Consider the following 19,327-nt stretch of genomic DNA (forward strand, 5'->3'; position numbering starts at 1 on the left):
AAGCATGAAGGCCATCCGCACGCTCGTCGTCGTGGCGGCGGCCGCCCTCGCGCTGGCCGGCTGTTCTGGCGCGACCGGGGCAGCCTCCGGGAGCGCGACACCGTCCGTCGCTGCATCCGTTGCGCCCACGGAAGAAACCCCGGCCGCGGTGACCTCGATCGTCATCTCAGGCGACGGTCTTCACCTGTACGTCGGCAAGACGCAGCGTGAGGTCGTGAAGTACACCGAATCCGCGACCGCCGCCCTTGCGGCCGTCGAGGATGCGGTGGGTCCCTCGACGGGGTCGAAGGACTGGCCGGCGACGAACCACACGCCCCCGTCGACGGATCATCTGTTCGACGGGCTCACCGTCAGAGAACCGCACTACAAAGATGCCGTCGCGCACGACTATCTCGCGACCCCTGCCTGGTCGGTCTCGACCTCCGCCGCACGCGTCAGCGACGTCCCGATCTCCACCACGGCCGGGCTGACGGTCGGATCGTCGATCGAGGAGATCCGGGGCGAGGCGGAGCCGAACCGGCTGCAGACGATGACGATCGACGATGTCGTCTCGGCGTACATCCTCGTCGAGGCGTCGCCGGGCGGCGTCCTCATCCCCGACGGCGCCTCCTACGCCACCGGCGTGATGGTCGAGGCCGAGCCCTGGCCCGGCCCCATCACGCTCATCAGCGCTCCGACGCAGCTGAACGGCGCCTGATCGCCGGAGAGCCCGATCGCCGCATAGCGTTCACGCGGCTGGTTCCAAGCTGGACGAAGCTACCCTTGAGCCGTGGAAACCGTGCTGCTCTTCATCCTCGGCGTGCTCATCGTGCTGGTGGGTCTCGCGCTGTCGATCGGGCTGCACGAGATCGGGCACCTGGTTCCCGCCAAGCTGTTCGGCGTCAAGGTCACGCAGTACATGATCGGCTTCGGCAAGACCCTGTTCTCGTTCCGGCGGGGCGAGACCCAGTACGGCGTGAAGGCGCTCCCGCTGGGCGGCTATATCTCGATGATCGGCATGTTCCCCCCGGCGAAGGGCGACGACCAGGGCCGCAACGCGACGACCGGCTTCATGCAGACGATGGCCCAAGACGCGCGGGTGGCGAGCATGGAGACCGTCGCGGTGGGGGAGGAGCAGCGCTCCTTCTACCGGCTGCCGGTCTGGAAGCGCGTGATCATCATGTTCGGCGGTCCGTTCATGAACCTGCTCATCGGCGTCGCGCTGTTCGGCGTGCTGCTGGTGGGGTTCGGAACGCCCCAGGCGTCGACGACGGTCGGTTCGGTCAGCCAGTGCGTGCTGCCCACCACGAGCGCTCGCCAGACCTGCGAGTCCGGCGACCCTGAGGGGCCCGCTGCCGCGGCCGGGATCAAGCCGGGCGACACGATCGTGAGCATCGACGGCAAGGCGATCACCAGCTGGAACCAGTCGACCGAGATCATCCGGGCATCCGCTGGTCGTGCGCTCTCCGTGGTGATCGAGCGCGACGGCACGCGAAGCACCGTCACCGTCACCCCCAAGACGAACACCGTCGCCAAGACCGACTCCGCCGGCGCCGTCGTCAAAGACGCGAACGGCGAGACGGTCACGCAGCAGGTCGGTTTCGTCGGCATCGGCACGGTGCAGAAACTGGTGCCGCAGCCGGTCACGACGGTGCTCCCCGCCGTCGGCGCGCAGGTCGGTGCGGTCGCCGGAGTGATCGTGCACCTTCCGGAGCGGCTCGTGGATGTGTGGAACGCAGCCTTCGGGCCGGGCGAGCGCGATCCGAACGGGCCGATGAGCGTCGTCGGTGTCGGCCGCGTCGCCGGCGAGGTCGCCGCGCTCGACGGTGTGCCGGTGATCGACAAGGCGTACTCGATGATCGGCCTGCTCGCGTCGCTGAACATCGCGCTGTTCGTCTTCAACCTTATCCCGTTGCTCCCGCTCGACGGCGGCCACATCGCGGGGGCGCTGTGGGAGGGCATCCGCCGCTCCTTCGCCAAGCTCTTCAAGCGTCGCGATCCCGGGCCCGTCGACATGGCGAAACTGATGCCGCTGACGATGGCGGTCGTGGTCATCTTCGGCGGAATGAGCCTGCTGCTCGTCTACGCCGACATCGTGAAGCCCGTCGGCATCGGCTAGGCGAAGGACCCTTCGCACACCGGGCGCCCAGCCGCCTCCCAATCTCCCGCGTAGGATTGCGTTCGTGGCAGCAATCAATTTGGGGATGCCAAAAGTCCCGGAAACCCTCTCACCCCGACGCAAGTCCCGCCAGATCAAGGTGGGCAAGGTGCTCGTCGGGGGCGACGCGCCCGTCAGCGTCCAGTCGATGACCACGACGCCCACCACGAACATCAACGCGACGCTGCAGCAGATCGCTGAGCTGACGGCGTCGGGATGCGACATCGTGCGCGTCGCCGTGCCGAGCCGCGACGACGCCGAGGCGCTGCCGATCATCGCCAGGAAGAGTCAGATCCCGGTGATCGCCGACATCCACTTCCAGCCGAACTACGTGTACGCGGCGATCGACGCCGGCTGCGCTGCCGTTCGTGTGAACCCCGGAAACATCCGCAAGTTCGACGACCAGGTCGGCAAGATCGCCGCCGCGGCCAAGGCGGCCGACGTCTCGCTGCGCATCGGCGTCAACGCCGGATCGCTCGAGCCGAGCCTGCTGCAGAAGTACGGCAAGGCGACCCCGGAGGCCCTCGTCGAGAGCGCCGTGTGGGAGGCCAGCCTGTTCGAGGAGCACGACTTCCACGACTTCAAGATCTCGGTCAAGCACAACGACCCGATCGTGATGGTGAAGGCCTACCGTCTGCTCGCCGAGCGCGGCGACTGGCCGCTCCACCTCGGCGTCACCGAGGCCGGCCCCGAGTTCCAGGGCACCATCAAGTCGGCGACGGCGTTCGGCATCCTGCTCTCCGAAGGCATCGGCGACACCATCCGCGTCTCACTCTCCGCGCCGCCCGCGCAGGAGGTGAAGGTCGGCCTGCAGATCCTGCAGTCGCTGAACCTGCGCGAGCGCAAGCTCGAGATCGTGTCGTGCCCGAGTTGCGGCCGGGCCCAGGTCGACGTGTACAAGCTCGCGAACGACGTCACCAGCGGTCTCGAAGGCATGAGCGTTCCGCTCCGCGTCGCCGTCATGGGGTGCGTCGTCAACGGACCGGGCGAGGCCCGCGAGGCAGACCTCGGTGTCGCCTCCGGCAACGGCAAGGGCCAGATCTTCGTGAAGGGCGAGGTCATCAAGACCGTGCCCGAGGCGGAGATCGTGCAGACCCTGATCGCCGAGGCGAACCGTCTCGCGGCCGAGATGCCAGACCTCACCTCGGGAGAGCCCGTCGTGACCGTCGGCGCTCACTGACCTTCTGCGCCCCGGCGGTGATCGCTGAGGCTCGCCCTAGGCGGGCTCGAACGTCACCCGGCCGGTCGGGATGTCGGCGCCGGTGAGGCGCAGTCGCACCACCGTACCGGGCTTCGCACCGTCGGGTCGTGGCGTGCTCGCGACGACGGCGGGCTCGGCCAGCTGAACCGTCATGCCTTCGCCCCGGATGGCGAGCACGGTGCCGTCGAAGACCTCTCCGACCAGTCCGACCAGCAGGGCGGCCTCTACCCTGTCGACGGACGCGGCGCCGAGTCGCGACGCCACCCGCGAAGTCGCCCCCATGATCGACGGCAGCTGCCCGAGCGACTGCCGGGCCCATCCGGGCGCCTCGATTCCCGCGCTCAACGCCTCGCAGATGACGAGCACCCACCGGTCGACGAGACGGCGGAGCGGCGCTGTCGTGTGCGCGTACGGCGCGGCCACGGCCGACTGCACGGGATCGGACGGAGCCTCGCCGTCCAGCACGCGGTAGCCGGCACCGCGGAACAACCCGGTGGCCGCCTGCATCACGGCGAGCGCGCGCGGGTCGGTGTGGTCGAGCGCGCGCAGGAACTCGCCGTACGGCTGCCGCTCGGGCCAGGGCAGACCGAACGCCACCGTCTGCGCCCGAAAGCCGGCGAACGCCTCATCGGTGGGCGGCGGCATGGTGCGCAGGATGCCGACGCGGGCTTCGAGCATGAACGCGGCGGCGGCCATCCCCGTGAGCAGGGAGATTTGCGCGTTCCACTCCTCGACGGGGAGCTGCGCCCGGCGCTCGAGCGTGTAGGCGCCGTCGCGGAACACGATCTCCTCGTCCGGCGCGTTCAGGCTGGCGCCGCCCCTCGCCCGTTCCTGCGCGATGCGGGCGGCCGACCGCTCGCAGCAGCTGCAGGGTCTCCGGCCCTGTCCCGTTGTCGATCGCGGCCTGCGCCTCCCGGTATGTCCACTGGCGCCGGGACCGGATGCGCGCCCTCGCCACAGACGCCGAGAGCTGGCCGCCCTCCGCATCCAGCAGCAGCTCCCAGACGAACGCGCCCCGCTCCACATCGGCCAGCAGCGATCCCGCGTTCTCGCCGATCGCGGCCGGGTGCAACGGGATGCGGCCGTCGGCCGCGTACAGAGTCTGGCCGCGCTTGCGCGCTTCGGCGTCGACCGCGCCATCCGGCCGCACCAGAGCGGGAACGTCGGCGATCGCGTATCGCACGCGATAGCCGTCATCCGCGCGCTCGATGTGCATCGCCTGGTCGAGGTCGGTGGAGTCGTCGGGGTCGATCGTGAGGAACTCGATGTGCGTCAGATCGTTGGTCGGCAGGGTCAGTTCTTCCGCTGCCCGGCCCGCCTCGCGCTCCACCTCCGGCGGGAACGCATCGGGGAGGTCGAGTTCGGTGCGGAGTTCCGCGAGGGCTGCGGCGAGGTCGGTCTGCGCGGCTGACGCGCTGACCCGGGTGCGGCGGTCGGGCATGGCGCCAGCCTATTCCGCCGCTGCGGTGGCCTCCTCGGCAGGATCCTTCGTCTCGCGCAGGAAATGCCCGATGAGAGCCAGCACCAGGGCGATGCCGCCGGCGACGCACAGGCCGAGCGGCACGCCGACCCGCACGAGGAGGGCGCCCACCAGAGCGCCGAGCAGCACCAGCACGACGGCGAGCGCCCTGCGCTGCCACCGGGCTCCGGTGCCGCCGGCCAGACGCGAATCGGCGGCGAAGCCGGTCAGCGTGGAGGTGACCACGACGGTGGTGATGTCGGCCACCGCGAGCCTCCGTGCCGTCGCGGCCTGGAGCCCCATGGTGACGGCGAGCACGGTGGTGAGGATGTAGGTCCAGACGGTGCCGTGAACCGGCGGCACGACGATGCTGATCAGGCCGAGCGCGAGGGTGATCGACGCGGAGACGACCAGCGCGGCCGTGGTGGCGCGACCCCATCCCTTGCGCGACGCCGACAGCACGCGCCCGCCGGCCGCCGCTCCCAGCAGAAAGCCGCCGAGCGCGAGAACCGGGCCGAGAACAGGGAGCCCCTCGGCCCCCGTGAGCGCCATGCCGAGGATGACGACGTTGCCCGTCATATTGGCCGTGAACACCTTGTCGAGACCGAGGTAGCCCACGGCGTCGATGATGCCGGTGGTGAACGTGAGCCCCAGCATGAGGCTGAGATGGAGGCGGGCGGTTGCTTCGGAACGCATGAACCCAGTGTGCCGTGCCCTCTAACATGGAACGGTGCCTACACGCCTGACGAACTTTTTCCTCCGCACCCTTCGAGAAGACCCCTCCGACGCGGAGGTGACCAGCCACCGCCTGCTCGTGCGCGCCGGGTACATCCGCCGCCAGGCGCCGGGAATCTTCGCGTGGTTGCCGCTCGGGCTGCGGGTGAAAGGCAAGATCGAGGCGATCATCCGCGAAGAGATGACGGCCGCCGGCGCCCACGAGGTGCACTTTCCCGCGCTGCTGCCGCGCGAGGCCTACGAGGTCACGGGTCGCTGGGACGAGTACGGCGATGGCCTGTTCCGCCTGAAAGACCGCAAGGGCGCCGACATGCTGCTCGCGCCGACGCACGAAGAGGCGTTCACCCTGCTCGTGAAAGACCTGTACTCGAGCTACAAAGACCTTCCGCTCGCGATCTACCAGATCCAGGACAAGTACCGCGACGAGGCCCGCCCCCGTGCCGGTCTGCTGCGCGGCCGCGAGTTCACGATGAAAGACGCGTACACCTTCGACTACACGGATGCGGGGCTCGACGCGAGCTACCAGGCGCAGCGCGACGCGTACGAGCGCATCTTCACCCGGCTGGGCCTCGAGTACGTGATCGTGCAGGCGGATGCGGGGGCCATGGGCGGTTCGCGCAGCGAGGAGTTCCTGCACCCGACACCCATCGGCGAAGACACGTTCGTGCGCTCGGCCGGCGGGTACGCCGCCAACGTCGAGGCGTTCACCACGCTCGCGCCGCCCGCCCGGTCGTACGAGAAGCTGACGCCGGCCGAGGTGCTCGACACTCCGAACACGCCGACCATCCAGACCCTCGTGGATGTCGCCAACGAGAAGCATCCCCGCCCCGACGGCCGCGCCTGGACGGCGGCGGACACGCTCAAGAACGTCGTGCTGGCGCTGACCCACCTCGACGGAACGCGCGAGCTCGTCGTCGTCGGGCTCCCCGGCGACCGCGACGTCGATCTGAAACGTGCGGAGGTCGCCTTCGCCCCCGCGGAGGTCGAGGCCGCGATGGATGCGGACTTCGAGCGTCACCCCGGCCTCGTCAAGGGCTACATCGGCCCGTGGTCGCCCGAGGGACAGGTGCTCGGCGACGAGAGCTCAACGGGCATCCGCTACGTCGTCGACCCCCGCGTGGTCGACGGTTCGGGCTGGATCACCGGGGCGAACATCCACGGCAAGCACGTGTTCGGCCTGGTCGCCGGGCGTGACTTCGGCTGGGATGCGACCATCGAGATCGCCACGGTACTCGCGGGTGACCCCGCTCCTGACGGCTCCGGCCCCGTGGAGCTCGCCCGCGGCATGGAGATCGGGCACGTCTTCCAGCTCGGACGCAAATACGCGGAGGCGCTCGGCCTCAAGGTCCTCGACGAGAACGGCAAGCTGGTCACGGTCACGATGGGCTCGTACGGCATCGGCGTGACCCGCATCCTCGCGATCATCGCAGAGCTCAACAACGATGCCAAGGGCCTCATCTGGCCGGAGTCGGTGGCGCCGTTCGACGTGCATGTCGTCGCCGCCGGCCGCGACCGGATCGTCTTCGACGTGGCGGAGCAGGTCACCGCCGCGCTCGAGGATGCGGGCTTCGACGTGCTCCTCGACGACCGCCCGAAGGTCTCGCCGGGCGTCAAGTTCGGCGACGCCGAGCTGATCGGCGTGCCGAAGATCGTCATCGTCGGCCGCGACGCCGCAGAGGGCGTCGTCGAACTCTGGGACCGCCGCACCGGTGAGCGCACCTCCCTCACCCTCCCCGCCCTCCTCCCCGCCCTCCGCTAGCTCCCCCTTACCCCCTCGCGCCGTTCGTTCGTGCGAAAAGCGCGGTCAGCATCCGCTCAACCGCACTTTTCGCACGAATCCACAGGGTGGGTTGTCCACAGATGGGGGCTGGGTGGAGGCGGAAGGTGGCGCGCGCGGGCAGCGTGGGGGCATGGGACGAGCGAGACGGTTGCCGCAGGGGCTGAGTGGTGGCGCGTTCTCCACGGGGGAAGCACTCGCACAGGGGGTCTTGCCCGGACGGCTGCGCGCGAACGACATCGAGCATCCGTTCCATGGCGTGAACGCGCATGACGCTCCAGTGGGGGTCATCGAACGCTGCGTCGCCTACCTCGCACGGCTGCGCGACGGTCAGGTCTTCAGCCACGAGACCGCTGCCGCGATCTACGGGATGCCGCTCGGTCGCTCCTCAGGCAGGCGCCCGCCACAAGAACGCCCGCTGCATGTCAGTGTGCCGTTTCCTCGAACCCCGCCGCGAGCTCGCGGCGTCGTCGGACACTGTCTCTCCGAGCCAAGCGGGCAGCAGGATTCGCGAAACGTCCGCGGGCTGCCGGTGTGCCCACCTCTGCTCGTCTGGCGGCAGCTGGCTGCCACGTCATCGCCGGTGGACCTTGTCGCGATCGGGGACTTCATCGCCGGATCCCGGGCCAGGGCGCCTTTGGCCAGTTTGGCGGAAGTGCGAGCCGCTGCAGCTCAGTGCGCGCGGGGCACCTCCGGTGCTGCCGCGCTCCGCTGGGCGGCAGAGCGCGTGCGATTCGGCGCCGACTCGCATCCCGAATCCCTGCTCAGGCTGGCTGTGGTCGAGTCGGGGCTGCCCGAGCCGATCCCCAACCCGCCGATCATGATGACGGACGACACCGTCTTCCATCCCGACCTGGTGTTCGCCACCGAGCGGGTCATCCTCGAATACGAAGGGGACGGGCATCGCACGAGCGCATGGCAGTGGATGCACGACATCCGCCGTCACGATGCGATGGTTGCTGCCGGCTGGAGAGTTGTCCGGGTGACACGCACCGACCTCTTCCCCGACCCCACACCCCTCATCCGCCGCCTGTCCGCGATCATTCGTGCGAGAAGTTGAACTCAGCCGGTGTGAGCAGCATCTTTCGCACGAACGGTCGCAGCCGTCAGAGGCGGATGGCGACGGAGCGCACGCACCAGAAGACGCCGTAGGCGAGGAGGCCGAGACCGATCACGACAAGCAGCACGACGCCGAACGGGATGTGGGTGAGCGACTTGAGGGCACCGTCGAGCCCGCCGGCCTTCTGGGGGTCGTACGTGACGGCGCCGGCGACCACCAGGCCGCCGACGATTCCGAGCGCGACGCCTTTCGCGATGTAGCCGATGCGGCCGAGGGTCACCGTCGCCGGAGCCAGCCCGTTCGCAGGGAGGGCGAGCCCGCGGGTGAACGTCTTGCGGATGCCGATCGAGAGGAACCCGATGCCGACGCCGACGATGACGAGACCGATGGCGCCGAGCACGAACACACCGCCCGGGGTGCCGAGCAGCTGCGAGCTCGCCGACTTCTCGCTGTTCGACGAGTCCTGGCCGCCGCCGAGGGCGATGCCGATCGCGGTCACGGCCAGCACCGCATACACGACACCTTTCGCGATCTCGGACACGCGGGTCGTCGCCTTGTGTGCGACGACAGTCTGGAGGATCTGCCACAGGGTCAGTGCGACCAAGCCGACGGCGCACGCCCACACGACGAAGATGCCGCCGGCGACCCCGGTGAGCGCCTGGAAGGCCCCTGCCTGATCGGCGTCGCCTCCGCCGCCGGCGCCGAAGGCCACCGCGATCGCGATCACCCCGATGAGGATGTGGAGCAACCCGATCGTCGCCGTACCGACTCGGGCGAGTATGCGGACGACAGGGTTCCGTTCAGCCATTCGGGCGACAGCCTGGGGAGTCGACATGACGCACACGGTACCCCGTTCCCGGAGGCTCCAGGATCGGGTACCGTAGTTAGCTGAGTCCGTCGCGCGATCCGCGGCGGCAAGATCTGAATAGAGGAGGCCGGCATGGACATCGACCTCAGCGTCTTACGTCTCATGGAACGTGAGCGAGAGATCCCCTTCGATGAACTGGTGGAGATCATCGAGCAGGCGATTCTGACCGCCTACCTGAAGCACACGAACCAGGCCGACCACCGCCACGGGCACACCGAGGAGCCGCCGGCGGCCCGAGTGCACCTCGACCGCAAGACCGGTCACGTGAGCGTGTACGTTCCCGAGCTCGACGAAGAAGGCACCGTCGTCGGCGAGGCGGAGGACAGCCCGAGCGACTTCGGCCGCATCGCGGCGTTCGCGGCGAAACAGGTGATCAACCAGCGGCTGCGCGACATCGCGGACGACGCGGTGCTCGGCGAGTTCCGCGGCCGCGAGGGCGACATCGTCGCGGGCGTCATCCAGCAGGGGCCGAACCCACGGATGATCCACGTCGACCTGGGCAGCGTCGAGGCGATCCTGCCCCCCGAGGAGCAGGTTCCGGGCGAGGAGTACACGCACGGCTCGCGCATCCGGGTGTACGTCACGAGTGTGTCGAAGGGCATGAAGGGCCCGTCGATCATCGTCTCGCGCACGCACCCCGCGCTCGTTCGCAAGCTGTTCGCACTCGAGGTTCCCGAGATCGCGAGCGGTGTCGTCGAGATCGTGTCGCTGGCCCGCGAGGCCGGCCACCGCACCAAGATGGCCGTGCGCGCGACCGAGCCGGGCGTGAACGCGAAGGGCGCGTGCATCGGCGAGCTGGGGCAGCGGGTGCGTGCCGTGACCGCCGAGCTGAACAACGAGAAGATCGACATCGTCGACTACTCGCCCGATCTCGCCACCTTCGTGTCGAGCGCCCTGTCACCGGCCAAGGTGACGAGCGCGTTCGTGATCGACGAGTCCCTCAAAGCGGTGCGGGCGCTCGTGCCCGACTACCAGCTGTCCCTCGCCATCGGCAAGGAGGGCCAGAATGCCCGCCTCGCCGCGAAGCTGACGGGCGCGAAGATCGACATCCAGCCCGACTCGATCCTCGACAAGGAGTAGCGCGCTCACGGAACGCTGGCGCGGCCGCTCACGGAACGTAGGCGCGGAGCGCGGCCTCCACGGGGTCGCTGACAGCGCCGGTGCCTCCGACGACGACGAGCGACCGCGGTTTCAGTCGCGACAGCTCTCCCGCGATGGCCGGCGGGATGCTGCCGGGCATCACGAGCAGAAGTGGCGCCCGGCCGACGCCGGCGGCAGCGGCGGCGGCGAGCGCATCCGGGAACTCCGTGCCGGTCACCACGTAGGCGGCGGCTGGGGACGCGGCGAATGTCGCCGAGATGGCGGCGCTGGTGGCGTACCGGTCGACGCCGGAGAGCCGGGTGACGGTTCCAGCCGTGTAGGCGCGCAAGCTCTGCAGCACAGACTCGCTCACGGCACCGTCACCGCCGAACACGACGATCCTGCCGGGCTGCAGGCGCGTGAGCTCGGTGGCCGTCACCGCGGCGATGTCACCGGGGCGCACCAGGAGCAAGGGCCCGGAGTTCGCTCCGGCCGCCAGTGCGCCTCCCGAGAGGGCATCCGGAAAGTCGACACCCGACGCGACATACGCCACAGGTGATCTCGCCGGGGTGCGCGCGGAGACGGCGGCGCTCGTCGCGAACCGGTCGGCACCGGAGACGCGCGTGACGCTTCCGGCCGTGTATGCGCGCAGGCTCTGCTCGACCGAGGCGCTCACCGCGCCTGTTCCGCCGAGCACGACGATGCCGCGTGGACGCAGCCGGGTGAGCTCGGAGGCGACGGATGCGGGGATCGCGGTCGGCTGTACGAGGAGCAGCGGGCCGTGGCCGGCGGCAGCCGCCGGGGTGCCGCTGAGGGCGTCCGCGAAGTCGAGGCCGGAGGCGACGTACGCGATCGGCGCTCCCGGCACGAAGGCCGCCGCCGAGACCGCGGCGCTGGTCGCATAACGATCGACTCCCGCGACCCGGGTGAGCGGGTGCGCCGACGCCGGCACGTTGAACGCTCGGATGTTGCCGGCGCCATCGGCGTAGTACAGGTATCCGTTGGCGACGATCGGGCTCTGCCAGTGCAGGCCGACTGTGCCGCTCGTGTCACTCCAGAGCACCGCTCCGGTGGTGGGGTCGAGCGCGCGGGCGCCGTTGTTGGTCAGGTAGACGAGCATCCCTCCGGCGATGATCGGGGTCGTGCCTCCGCTCGCAGACTTCCAGGCGGTGGCGAGGTGCGGTTTGCCGCCGCCGCCGACGGTCAACGTCAGAGCGGAGATGCCACTGTTGTTCGCGACGAAGACCCACGAGACGCCGTTTGCCGGGTTCACCCAGGCCGCGGGCTGCGTGAGCACCTGTCCGCCCTGGGGAACATCCATCAGCTGGAGTTCGCCGCCCAGTTTCCCCGGCGCTCCCTGCCCGCTCAGGTTCGCGAGGTCGAGCAGACGGAGTTTGGCGTCTTTTCCGCTCTGCACACCGAGGTTCTTCACCGCCGACCCCGCCGGAGCCGTGACGATCGCCGGCGAGGTGCTGCCCAGGTCGAGGTCCGCGCTGTTTAGCGTGGCCTGGTTCGACGGCGTGTAGCTGTCGACAGGGCCGCCCGACACTCCGCTGCCGTCCGGCTTGATTGCGAGCACGGTGTCGCCCCAGTTGTGAGCGCCGTCGAAGAGGGCGTTGCCCGTGGCGAAGTAGACGCGGTTGGTGGCCGGGTCGTAGTTCACGCTCGGACGCGCCCACACAGCGGACTGAACGTGGCCGCAGTCTGTGGCTGGCGAGGCGGTGAAGTGGATGCTCTTGTCGCTGCAGAGCGTGTTGAACACCTTCTGTGCGCCCGTGTTCAGGTTGATCGTGGTGACGTGCCCCTGGTAGTCGCCTCGGTCTCCGGGGTAGCCACCGTTCGAGACGTAGAGATACGAGACTCCGCCGACGGTGGCGATGGTCAACGCCGGCGAACTCTTCTCGTCGTAAGGCTTGGCGGTGGCGAGTTCGGGCCAGGATGCGTCGACGACCTCCGCTCCGGTGCCGACCGCGTACTTGTGCACGCGACCGTCGAGACCGTAGGAGTAGACGAAATGCCCGGCGGGGTCGATGGCGGGGGAGGAGGTGGTGTAACAGGCTTGGGTTCCGTTGTTGATCTTGCAGGAGCCCGGCCCGTTCTGGTGCGTCCACACCGTCGCGCCGGTTCTGGCGTCGATGGCGGCGATCCAGCCGTCTTTCGTCGTCGAGAACAGGAGATCCTTCATTCCGGCACCCGTCGCGACCGCGGGGAGCAAGACCGGCGGCCCGTCGGCGACTCCGGGGAGTTTCGCCGTGAACGCCGGCTTCAGCGAGGCCACAGTCGATCGACTGATGGCGGACTCGGATGCGTTGACCCCCGTGTGCGTCGGACCGTTGCCGAATTGCGACCACGCGATCGGCGTCGACGCCACCGCGGTGGGCGCAAGCATCCCGACCACCAGTCCACCCGCAAGGCCCGCTCCCAGCACGGCTCTCCACAGTGAGTTCATAGCCCCTCCCGCTGGCAGTGTCCGCCTCCCTGGACGTTTCCGCTAGACCCGCACCGGTAGCCTTGAGGGCGCGATCGGACGCTCGGTTCCATCGGATCACTTCAGGAGGAGTAAGATGGAGGCTGTTAGAACGTGCGTCGGATGCCGTTCTCGCGCTCCCCGGTCCTCACTTCTGAGGGTCGTCGCCCACAATTCGGAAATCGTGGTGGATCAGTCCGCCACTCTTCCGGGGCGGGGCGCGTGGCTTCATCCGACTGGCGAATGTCTCGACAAAGCTTTGCAGAGGCGTGCCTTCGGGCGGGCGCTGCGGGTCGACGGGATGCTCGGAACCCAGGCCATCCAGGACGCACTACGAGAGAACAGGCTGAACGGCACAGTGAACTCAAATGAGTGACAACTAATGAGCGGCTCGAAATGAGACCCGTCCGTTACTAACGGTCTGCCCTGCTAGGGGTAGGCCCCCTAGACAGGAGAATTGTGGCTGCAAAACCACGCGTACACGAGGTCGCAAGCGAACTCGGAGTCGACAGCAAGGTAGCCCTTGCAAAACTGAAAGAGATGGGCGAGTTCGTCAAAGGACCGTCCTCCAGCATCGAACCGCCGGTAGCGCGCAAGCTGCGCGCTGCGCTCGAGGCGGAAGGCTTCACGGCCGACAAGGCGGCAGCGTCCGCTGCGGCCGCACCGAAGGCGACGGCTCCGGCCGCCGCCCGGCCGTCCGCACCCGCTCCGGCGGCGCCGACCCCGGCTCCCGCCGAGGCTGCGGCCCCCGCGAAGCCGGCCGGCCCCGTGCCCGCCGCGCCTCTGTCGGTGGCCGAGCGTCAGGCGATCGCCGAGCAGAAGGCAGCGGCAGAGGCTGCTGAGGCAGCGGCCGCCAAGGCGGCGCAGGCTGCTGAGACCAGCGAACCGAAGGCCGACGAGAGCCCGGCGTCCGACGCGGTCAAGCCGTCGACGCCGCGCCCGGCAGGAACCAACAGCAGCATCCCGCGCCCCGGCGCGCCGCGCCCGGGCAACAACCCGTTCGCGTCGAACCAGGGGATGGGCCAGCGCCCCGCCAACCCGCGCCCGGGCAACAACCCGTTTGCGAGCGCGCAGGGCATGGGCCAGCGCCCGACGCCCGGCAACATCCCGCGCCCGACCCCGCCGCGTCCCGGTTCGCCGCGACCCGGTGCTCCCGGCGCAGCCGGCGGTGCGAACCGTCCCGGTCGTCCCGGCCAGGGTGGCGGCAGCCGTCCCGGCTTCCAGCAGCGCCCCGGTAGCGGTGGCGGCGCAGGCGCCGGTGCAGGCGGCGGCTTCCAGCGCCCGGGTGGCGGCTTCGGCGGCCCCCGTCCCGCTGGTGGCGGCGGTCGCGGTCGTGGCCCCGGTGGTGGAACCGCCGGTGCGTTCGGTCGCGGTGGCGGCAAGAGCAAGGCCCGCAAGTCGAAGCGCGCCAAGAGGCAGGAATTCGAGCTGAGGGAAGCTCCGTCGCTGGGCGGCGTGAGCGTACCCCGCGGTGATGGCAACACCATCGTGCGGCTGCGCCGCGGCGCATCCATCTCCGACTTCGCCGACAAGATCGACGCGAGCCCCGGAAACCTCGTGACCGTGCTGTTCCACCTCGGTGAGATGGCGACGGCCACGGAGTCCCTCGACGAGGCGACGTTCGGCGTCCTCGGCGACGAACTGGGCTACAAGGTTCAGATCGTCTCGCCGGAGGACGAAGACCGCGAGCTTCTCGAAGGCTTCGACATCGACCTCGACCAGGAGCTCGAGGACGAGACCGACGAAGACCTGGAGATCCGTCCCCCCGTGGTCACGGTCATGGGTCACGTCGACCACGGTAAGACCCGACTCCTCGACGCGATCCGCAAGGCGAACGTCGTGGAGGGCGAGGCCGGCGGCATCACCCAGCACATCGGTGCCTACCAGGTGTGGACAGAGCACGAGGGCTTCGAGCGCGCGATCACCTTCATCGACACGCCGGGTCACGAGGCGTTCACCGCCATGCGTGCCCGTGGTGCCCAGGTGACCGACATCGCGATCCTCGTGGTCGCGGCCGACGACGGCATCATGCCGCAGACCATCGAGGCTCTGAACCACGCCCAGGCGGCGAACGTTCCGATCGTGGTCGCGGTGAACAAGATCGACAAGCCGGAGGCGAACCCCGCCAAGGTGCGTCAGCAGCTCACCGAGTTCGGTCTCGTGGCTGAAGAATACGGTGGAGACGTCATGTTCGTCGACGTGTCGGCGCGCAACGACATCGGCATCCAGAACCTTCTGGACGCGGTGCTGCTCACGGCCGACGCCGGGCTCGACCTGCGCGCGAACCCGAACAAGGATGCCCGCGGTGTGGCCATCGAGGCCAAGCTCGACAAGGGCCGCGGCGCTGTCGCGACCGTGCTCATCCAGTCGGGAACTCTGCGCGTCGGAGACGCGATCGTCGCGGGAACGGCTTACGGCCGCGTCCGTGCGATGGTCGACGAGAACGGCGACACCGTGCACGAGGCCTTCCCCTCGCGTCCGGTGCAGGTGCAGGGTCTGTCGAGTGTTCCGCGAGCCGGCGACACCTTCCTCGTCACCGAGGAGGACCGCACGGCCCGTCAGATCGCCGAGAAGCGCGAAGCCGCAGACCGCAACGCCATGCTGGCGAAGTCGCGCAAGCGCATCTCGCTCGAGGACTTCACCCGTGCTCTGGAAGAGGGCAAGGTCGAGGCGCTCAACCTCATCATCAAGGGTGACGTGTCCGGTGCCGTGGAGGCGCTGGAAGAGTCGCTCATGAAGATCGAGGTCGACGACTCGGTGCAGCTGCGCATCCTCCACCGCGGTGTCGGTGCGATCACCGAGTCGGACATCGACCTGGCGACCATCGACAACGCGATCGTGATCGGCTTCAACGTCCGTCCGGACGTCAAGGCCCGTGAGCGTGCTGCCCGCGAGGGTGTGGATGTGCGGTTCTACTCGGTCATCTACAACGCGATCGACGACATCGAGAGCTCGCTCAAGGGCATGCTCAAGCCGGAGTTCGAAGAGATCCAGTCGGGTGTCGCCGAGATCCGCGAAGTGTTCCGTTCTTCCAAGTTCGGCAACATCGCCGGTGTCATCGTGCGGTCGGGAACGATCACGCGAAACGCGAAGGCCCGGGTCATCCGCGACGGCGTGGTGGTGGGCGACAACCTCGCCATCGAGTCGCTGCGTCGCTTCAAGGACGACGTCACCGAGGTGCGCACGGACTTCGAGGCCGGTATCGGTCTCGGCAAGTTCAACGACATCCAGATCGGTGACGAGATCGAGACGACCGAGATGCGGGAGAAGCCCCGCGCCTAGTCGGTGAGCGGGAGGTCCGGGGCGTCGAGCCCCGGGCCTCCCGCTCTTCCAGCCCGGCGTTCCGCCGGCGGCAGAAGGAGAGACAACATGGCTGATCCGGCACGCGCGAGAAAGCTCGCAGACAGAATCAAGGTCATCATCGCCAAGCGCCTCGAGCGCGGCGTGCGTGATCCCCGCATGGGTTTCGTCACGATCACGGATGTGCAGGTGACCGGCGACCTCCAGCACGCGTCCGTCTTCTACACCGTCTACGGCACCGACGAGGAGCGCACCGACACCGCTGCTGCCCTCGCCGCGGCGACCGGGATGCTGCGGAGCGAGGTCGGCAAGAACATCACCGCCCGCCTCACCCCGTCGCTCGAGTTCATTCTCGACGCCATCCCGGAGAACGCCGCTCACATCGAGGACCTGCTTCGTGAGGCTCGCGAGCGGGACACCGCGGTGGCGGGCCTGGCAGCCGGCGCGAACTACGCCGGCGACGAGGACCCCTACGTCAAGCCGCGCGAGTTCGATGAGGACGACGAGTCCGATGACGACACAGACGACGCCGACGACACGGACGACGCCGACGACACAGAAGACACAGAAGACACAGAAGACACAGACGACGCCCGCCCCGGGGTTCAGGGCAGCGTGTAGCCTCCGGACGTCCGCACGGCGAGACCGTCGGCGATCAGTCCGCTGAGCGCCCGGTCGCGCTGGGCGGCATCCGGCCACACCCCGTCGATCTCTTCGGCGGTCACCGGGATGTGCGACGCGCGCAGCTCGGCCATGATCAGACCGCGCACCTGCCGGTCCGATCCTTCGAACTTCTTCTGCACCGCCTTGCGCGGGCCCTCGTAGTCCGGGTATCCGGCCTGGCGCCAGCGGCACTCCTCGCTCAGCGGGCAATCGTCGCAGCGCGGGTTCCTGGCGATGCAGACGAGCGCGCCGAGCTCCATCATGCCCGCGTTGAACGCGGCCGCCGCCGGCCGGTCTTTGGGCAGCAGCGCCTCCATCGCGGCGAGGTCGCGCTTGGCGGGCGGACCGGGTTCGCCCTGACCGTCGACCGCACGAGCGATGACCCTGCGGATGTTCGTGTCGACCACCGGATGCCGGTCGCCGTACGCGAACACCGCCACGGCCCGAGCGGTGTAGTCGCCGATCCCGGGTAGCGCCAGAAGTTCGTGCACGTCGTCGGGCACGACACCATCGTGCCGTTCGGTGATCGCGACGGCGCACGCGTGCAACCAGAGCGCCCGGCGGGGGTAGCCGAGGGACTGCCAGGCGCGCACGGCCTCACCCGGCGGCACCGCAGCCAGGTCGGCCGGTGTCGGCCAGCGCGTGAGCCATTCCTCGAGTCGCGGGATGACGCGGGTCACCGGCGTCTGCTGCAGCATGAACTCGCTGACCAGTGTTCCCCAGGCGGTGAAACCGTCCCTGCGCCACGGGAGGTCACGCCGGTTCGCGTGGTACCAGTCGACGACGGCGGAGGCGAAGTTCACCCGAGCGAGCCTAGGGCATGGATGCTGACGCGAGGCGCCTGCCGACGTAGGCTCGGACCATGCAACTGCCTCCGACTCCACGGGTCCTGTTCCTTCGCGGGCTGGTCGCCGAGATCGCCCGCAACTACGGTCGCGGCCGAACCATCGTCGCGGTCGACGGGATCGACGGTGCGGGCAAGTCGGCGTTCGCCGACGACCTCGCGGCGGTGTTCCGCGAGGCAGGGCACGACGCGTTCCGCGCTTCGATGGACGACTTCCACCGCCCGCGAGCCGACAGGTGGCGTCTCGGGCGGGAGTCGCCGGAGACGTTCTACCGCGATTCGTTCGACTACGGCACTTTTCGCCGGGTTCTGATCGATCCGTTCCGTCTGGCGGGCAGCGCCGGCTTTCAGACGGCGGCGTTCGACGTGAAGAGGGATGCACCGATCGAGAGTCGCTGGCAGACGGCGCAGGCCGACGCGGTGCTGATCGTGGACGGGGTGTTCCTGCTCAGGCCGGAGTTGCGGGGCATCTGGAACTACAGCATCCTGCTCGACGTGCCGTGGGACGAGGCCTACGCGCGTCTTGCGCTGCGCGACGGTGTCGACCCCGACCCCGCCGCGCTCTCCAACGCCCGGTATCGCGAGGGCCAGGAGCTCTACTACGCGGAGGCGGACCCGCGGCTGTGGGCGAGCGCAGAGGTCGACAACGCAGATCCCGAGCGCCCTCGCCGGATCTTCGCCGACAGCTGCTGACCACGCTCAGACGACGGCGTTCATCCGCTCGACGACCTGCTCGGCCGAGAGGAACGCCCGGGTGCGCTCCACCACGTGCACGAGCTCGACGAGCGCCGCGTTGATCGGGGCATCCCGGCCCAGCTGGGCTGCCTCGTCGACGACCGCGCCGTTCAGGTAGTCGATCTCCGTGGGCTGGCCTCGGCGGATGCTCTGCAGCGTCGATCCCGGGTTGGGCGTCTCACCCATGCGGCGGCGCATCAGGAGCGGCACGGCTTGCGCAGCCCAGAGCGGAGACGACGCCACGAAGCGCAGGAGCCCGTTGGAAAGACCTTGGATGCTGCCGTACCGAACGCCCGCATCGAACCCCACGCGGGTGGCCTCGCGCATGCTCGCGGTGACCACACGACGCAGCCGACGATCGCCGAGGGTGTCCTGGGCGCTCAACCCGGTGATCGCTGGCATCGCGTTGATCTGGTTCACGATGAGCTTCGTCCACTGGCAGCCGGTGAAGTTGTCGACCGCGACCGCGGGCATGGCGGAGCCGAGGATGCCGGTGACCGCGACGGCCGTGTCGGGAGCGGCGCCGCTGCCGGCACCGAGGTAGGTCTTCGCCGCCGTTGTGACGGAGACCCGGCCGGGGGAGAGGTAGCTCGCTGCGTAGAGCACGAGGGCGCCGACGAGGGAGGAGTCGGGGAGCAGCGTGCGCGCCCGGTCGAGCCCGGCGAGGCCGTTCTGCACGATGACGACGGGGATGCCGTCGAGTTGGGCTCGATTCTCGCGGATCGCTGCCGCCGCATCCTGTGCCTTGGTGGTCAGGAAGACCAGCTCGGGGCTGGTGCGGAGTATCTCGCCGGCTCCGGGGTGGGCGAGGTGCTCTCCCCACGCACCGGTGAGCTGCAGGCCCGAGGAGCGAATGGTGTCGAGCTGCCTGCCTCTCGCCGTGACCTCGACGGTGTGGCCCGCTCGATCGAGCAGGGCGGCGATGGTGCCGCCGACGGCTCCCGCCCCGATCACACCGATACGCATACGTTCAGCGTACGGGGTGGGCGGGGCGGGAGGCG

General features: G+C 69.1%; 15 protein-coding genes and 1 pseudogene. 10 read left to right on the plus strand and 6 right to left on the minus strand.

The features are described 5' to 3' along the window. Window positions 1-4 precede the first annotated feature (4 nt). From ACFVWR_RS04785 to ispG, 3 genes are all read left to right on the plus strand, one after another. Complete coding sequence (locus ACFVWR_RS04785; RefSeq protein ID WP_387208542.1) at window positions 5-697, plus strand: hypothetical protein; 693 nt, start codon at window positions 5-7, stop codon at window positions 695-697. 72 nt (window positions 698-769) lie between these two features. Continuing rightward, window positions 770-2,098, plus strand: a complete 1,329-nt coding sequence (locus tag ACFVWR_RS04790) for a M50 family metallopeptidase (RefSeq protein ID WP_387208544.1) — start codon at window positions 770-772, stop codon at window positions 2,096-2,098. A 64-nt stretch (window positions 2,099-2,162) separates the two neighbouring features. After that, window positions 2,163-3,317 carry a flavodoxin-dependent (E)-4-hydroxy-3-methylbut-2-enyl-diphosphate synthase gene (ispG, locus tag ACFVWR_RS04795; protein ID WP_387208546.1) on the plus strand — a complete coding sequence of 385 codons (1,155 nt, stop codon included), beginning with the start codon at window positions 2,163-2,165 and terminating at the stop codon, window positions 3,315-3,317. A gap of 36 nt (window positions 3,318-3,353) precedes the next feature. Here ispG and ACFVWR_RS04800 read toward each other — a convergent pair. Both ACFVWR_RS04800 and ACFVWR_RS04805 read right to left on the minus strand, forming a co-directional pair. Next, a pseudogene (locus ACFVWR_RS04800) lies at window positions 3,354-4,779 on the minus strand (RNB domain-containing ribonuclease). A 9-nt stretch (window positions 4,780-4,788) separates the two neighbouring features. Next, entirely contained in the window at window positions 4,789-5,493 is a 705-nt protein-coding gene (locus ACFVWR_RS04805) for a YoaK family protein (protein ID WP_387208548.1), read from the minus strand. A gap of 34 nt (window positions 5,494-5,527) precedes the next feature. Between ACFVWR_RS04805 and ACFVWR_RS04810 the strand changes: the two genes are divergently transcribed. Next, entirely contained in the window at window positions 5,528-7,291 is a 1,764-nt protein-coding gene (locus ACFVWR_RS04810) for a proline--tRNA ligase (RefSeq protein ID WP_387208550.1), read from the plus strand. 151 nt (window positions 7,292-7,442) lie between these two features. After that, complete coding sequence (locus ACFVWR_RS04815) at window positions 7,443-8,369, plus strand: hypothetical protein (protein WP_387208552.1); 927 nt, start codon at window positions 7,443-7,445, stop codon at window positions 8,367-8,369. Window positions 8,370-8,415: 46 nt separating this feature from the next. Here ACFVWR_RS04815 and ACFVWR_RS04820 read toward each other — a convergent pair whose 3' ends face one another. After that, window positions 8,416-9,177, minus strand: coding sequence for a DUF1206 domain-containing protein (locus tag ACFVWR_RS04820; RefSeq protein WP_387208554.1), 762 nt, complete (start codon window positions 9,175-9,177; stop codon window positions 8,416-8,418). A 132-nt stretch (window positions 9,178-9,309) separates the two neighbouring features. Here ACFVWR_RS04820 and nusA point away from each other — a divergent pair, with 132 nt between their 5' ends. After that, entirely contained in the window at window positions 9,310-10,317 is a 1,008-nt protein-coding gene (gene nusA / locus ACFVWR_RS04825; RefSeq protein ID WP_387208556.1) for a transcription termination factor NusA, read from the plus strand. A 28-nt stretch (window positions 10,318-10,345) separates the two neighbouring features. Here the strand turns inward: nusA and ACFVWR_RS04830 are convergent, their stop codons facing one another. Next, complete coding sequence (locus tag ACFVWR_RS04830; protein ID WP_387208558.1) at window positions 10,346-12,766, minus strand: cell wall-binding repeat-containing protein; 2,421 nt, start codon at window positions 12,764-12,766, stop codon at window positions 10,346-10,348. A gap of 115 nt (window positions 12,767-12,881) precedes the next feature. On the opposite strand from ACFVWR_RS04830, the gene ACFVWR_RS04835 reads away from it, so the two are divergent. From ACFVWR_RS04835 to rbfA, 3 genes are all read left to right on the plus strand, one after another. Next, complete coding sequence (locus ACFVWR_RS04835; RefSeq protein WP_387208560.1) at window positions 12,882-13,160, plus strand: YlxR family protein; 279 nt, start codon at window positions 12,882-12,884, stop codon at window positions 13,158-13,160. A gap of 83 nt (window positions 13,161-13,243) precedes the next feature. Further along, window positions 13,244-16,066, plus strand: a complete 2,823-nt coding sequence (infB, locus tag ACFVWR_RS04840; RefSeq protein ID WP_387208562.1) for a translation initiation factor IF-2 — start codon at window positions 13,244-13,246, stop codon at window positions 16,064-16,066. Window positions 16,067-16,153: 87 nt separating this feature from the next. Then, a complete protein-coding gene (rbfA, locus tag ACFVWR_RS04845) occupies window positions 16,154-16,705 on the plus strand; it encodes a 30S ribosome-binding factor RbfA (RefSeq protein ID WP_387208564.1) in 552 nt (183 codons plus the stop codon). Here rbfA and ACFVWR_RS04850 read toward each other — a convergent pair. Then, window positions 16,690-17,550, minus strand: a complete 861-nt coding sequence (locus ACFVWR_RS04850; protein ID WP_387208566.1) for an A/G-specific adenine glycosylase — start codon at window positions 17,548-17,550, stop codon at window positions 16,690-16,692. The genes rbfA and ACFVWR_RS04850 overlap by 16 nt on opposite strands. Window positions 17,551-17,609: 59 nt before the next feature. Between ACFVWR_RS04850 and ACFVWR_RS04855 the strand changes: the two genes are divergently transcribed. Then, on the plus strand, window positions 17,610-18,284 hold the full coding sequence (locus ACFVWR_RS04855) for a uridine kinase (protein ID WP_387208568.1): 675 nt from the start codon (window positions 17,610-17,612) through the stop codon (window positions 18,282-18,284). A 6-nt stretch (window positions 18,285-18,290) separates the two neighbouring features. Here the strand turns inward: ACFVWR_RS04855 and ACFVWR_RS04860 are convergent, their stop codons facing one another. After that, on the minus strand, window positions 18,291-19,292 hold the full coding sequence (locus tag ACFVWR_RS04860) for a ketopantoate reductase family protein (protein ID WP_387208570.1): 1,002 nt from the start codon (window positions 19,290-19,292) through the stop codon (window positions 18,291-18,293). Window positions 19,293-19,327 lie beyond the last annotated feature (35 nt).

This window comes from Leifsonia sp. NPDC058292, from assembly GCF_042880955.1.
GTDB lineage: Bacteria > Actinomycetota > Actinomycetes > Actinomycetales > Microbacteriaceae > Leifsonia.